Consider the following 3,416-nt stretch of genomic DNA (forward strand, 5'->3'; position numbering starts at 1 on the left):
GCGTCGATTTGTGCGCCTGGAGAGACGTGCAGGGCTTTGATGACGGCGTCTTTTTCGGCGTGGATGCCGGTTTCCATTTTCATCGCTTCGATGGTTAGCAGCAGATCGCCTTCTTTCACCGACTGGCCGTTTGTGACGGCAACGGTGGCGACGACGCCGGGCATCGGGGCACCGATGTGGGCCTCGTTGGCGGGGTCGGCTTTGGGGCGGGCTGCGGTTTGCGCCGTGACTTTGCGGTTGGGCACGCGGATGGTGCGCGGCTGGCCGTTCAGTTCAAAGAAGACCTTCACTTCGCCTTTGTCATCCGTCTCGCTCAGTGCTTGCATGCGGATTTCCAGCGTTTTGCCGGGATCGATTTCCGCTGTGATCTCTTGTCCGGGCTTCATCCCGTAAAAGAAGGTCTGCGTTGGCAATGTCCGCACCGGACCATAGCTGCGATGGCGGCCCATATAATCAAGGAAGACCTTGGGATACATCAGGTATCCGTTCAGATCCTCGTCATCGATGGATTTGCCTTCCAGCAGGCCCGACAGTTCGGTTCGGGTGGCTTCGATATCAACCGCTTCGGCGTGCAATCCGGGACGATCGGTGAATCCGGCTTCGTCCTTGAGGATCTTTTTCTGGATCTCGGCAGGCCATCCGCCGGGAGGCTGGCCAAGGCTGCCCTTCATCATATCAACCACCGATTCAGGAAAGCTGACATCAACATCGGGGTCTTCGACCTGCGCGCGGTCCAACCCCTGCGACACCATCATCAGCGCCATGTCACCCACCACCTTGGACGATGGCGTGACCTTGACGATATCGCCAAACATCCGGTTCACATCGGCATAGGTTTGCGCCACTTCGTGCCAGCGCTCCTCAAGCCCCATCGAGCGCGCCTGCGCCTTGAGATTGGTGAACTGGCCGCCGGGCATTTCATGCAAATACACCTCGGACGCCGGGGCCTGCTGGCCGCTTTCGAACGCAGCATACTGCCCGCGCACCGCCTCGAAGTAGTTCGAGATGTCGCGGATCGCGCCGATGTCCAGACCGGTGTCGCGATCGGTGTGGCGCAGCGCCTCGACCACAGACCCCAAAGTCGGCTGCGATGTGTTGCCCGAGAAGCTGTCCATCGCTGCATCCACCACGTCAACGCCCGCATTGGCCGCCGCAATGATTGTGGCGATTTGTGCGCCGGATGTGTCATGGGTGTGGAAATGGATCGGCAGACCGACCTCTTCTTTCAGCGCTTTGACCAGCGGCCCTGCGGCAGAGGCCTTGAGCAAGCCCGCCATATCCTTGAGCCCCAAAACATGCGACCCTGCGGCCTTCAACTCCTGCCCCATGGCAACGTAGTATTTCAGGTCATATTTGGCGCGGTCAGGATCCAGAATATCGCCGGTATAGCAAATTGTGCCCTCAAGCACCCGGCCGGTATCCAACACCGCATCCATCGCCACGCGCATGTTTTCCACCCAGTTCAGGCTGTCAAACACCCGGAACACATCAACGCCGGTTTCCGCGGCCTGTTTGACAAAGAACTGCACCACATTGTCAGGATAATTGGTGTAGCCCACGCCATTGGCACCGCGCAGCAGCATCTGCGTCATCACATTGGGCATGGCTTTGCGCAGATCGCGCAGGCGCTGCCACGGGCATTCTTGCAAGAACCGGTAGGCCACATCAAAGGTCGCCCCGCCCCAACATTCGACGCTGAACAGCTGCGGCAGGTTGTGGGCATAAGCGGGCGCTGCGCCGATCATATCCACCGACCGCATCCGTGTCGCCAGCAGCGATTGGTGCCCGTCGCGCATGGTGGTGTCGGTGATCAGCAGATGGGGCTGCGCCGACAGCCAATCGGCCACGGCTTGCGGGCCTTGGGCCTCCAGCAGGGTTTTGGTGCCGTCACGCGGCGCGGCGGCCAGCAGTTTCGGCATACGGGCCGGTTTGAGATCCGCGGCGGGTTTGGCACGGCCTTCGACCTCGGGATGCCCGTTCACCGAGATATCGGCGATATAGGTCAGCACCTTGGTGCCGCGATCCCGGCGCTTTTTGAACTGGAACAGCTCTGGGGTCTCGTCGATGAATTTGGTGGTGTACTGGTTGTTCAAAAACACCGGATGTTTGAGCAGGTTTTCCACAAAGGCGATGTTGGTCGACACGCCGCGCACGCGGAATTCGCGCAGGGCGCGGTCCATGCGGGCAATCGCCTTTTCAGGCGTCGGGGCCCAGGCGGTGACCTTGGTCAGCAAGCTGTCGTAATAGCGCGTGATCACGCCGCCCGCATAAGCGGTGCCGCCGTCCAGACGAATGCCCATGCCGGTGGCGCTGCGATAGGCGGTGATGCGGCCATAATCGGGGATAAAGTTGTTTTGCGGGTCTTCGGTTGTCACCCGCGTTTGCAGCGCGTGGCCGTTCAGACGGATGTCGTATTGCGACGCTTTGCCAGTGGCTTCGGCCAGTGATTTGCCTTCGGCGATCAGGATTTGCGCTTGCACGATATCAATGCCGGTGACCTCTTCGGTCACGGTGTGTTCCACCTGAACGCGCGGATTGACTTCGATAAAATAGAACTTGCCGGTTTCCATATCCATCAGGAATTCGACGGTGCCGGCGCATTCATAGTTTACGTGCTGGCAGATCTTGCGCCCGAGCTCGCAAATTTCTTCGCGCTGCGCTTCGCTCAGGTAGGGGGCAGGCGCGCGCTCGACCACCTTTTGGTTGCGGCGCTGAACGCTACAATCGCGTTCATACAGGTGATAGATGTTGCCCATCTGGTCGCCAAGGATCTGCACCTCGACGTGGCGGGCGCGGATGATCATCTTTTCCAGATACCCCTCACCATTGCCAAAGGCGGCTTCGGCCTCGCGGCGGCCCTCCATCACCTTTTCGGCCAGCTCGCCCTCGTTCTCGATCGGGCGCATGCCGCGTCCGCCGCCACCCCAAGACGCCTTGAGCATAAGCGGATAGCCAACCTCTTTGGCCTGCGCCTTCGTCAGCTCCATGTCGTCGCCCAGAACCTCGGTTGCCGGGATCACCGGAACACCGGCCTCAACCGCAACCCGGCGGGCGCTGGCCTTGTCGCCAAGGGCGCGCATGGTGGCCGCCTTGGGGCCGATAAAGGTGATGTTATTGGCCGCGCAAGCGTCGACAAAGTCAGGGTTTTCCGACAGCAAACCATAGCCCGGATGGATCGCATCCGCGCCGCATTCCTTGGCCACGCGAATGATCTCGTCAATGCTCAGATAGGCCGCAACAGGACCCATCCCCGCACCGATCTTATACGCCTCATCCGCCTTGAAACGGTGCAAACCCAGCTTATCCTCCTCGGAATAAACCGCGACCGTCCGCTTCCCCATCTCATTCGCTGCACGCATCACACGTATCGCGATCTCTCCTCGGTTCGCTATCAATATCTTGCTGAACGTCGTCAT

1 protein-coding gene is annotated in these 3,416 nt (G+C 60.1%); it reads right to left on the reverse strand.

Annotation, left to right across the window (positions count from 1 at the left end):
* Positions 1–3,416 (reverse strand): pyruvate carboxylase (locus tag C8N36_RS23855; protein WP_097807147.1); only part of this gene is annotated, 3,416 nt, incomplete at both ends.

Source organism: Pelagimonas varians (assembly GCF_003208435.1).
Lineage (GTDB): Bacteria > Pseudomonadota > Alphaproteobacteria > Rhodobacterales > Rhodobacteraceae > Pelagimonas > Pelagimonas varians.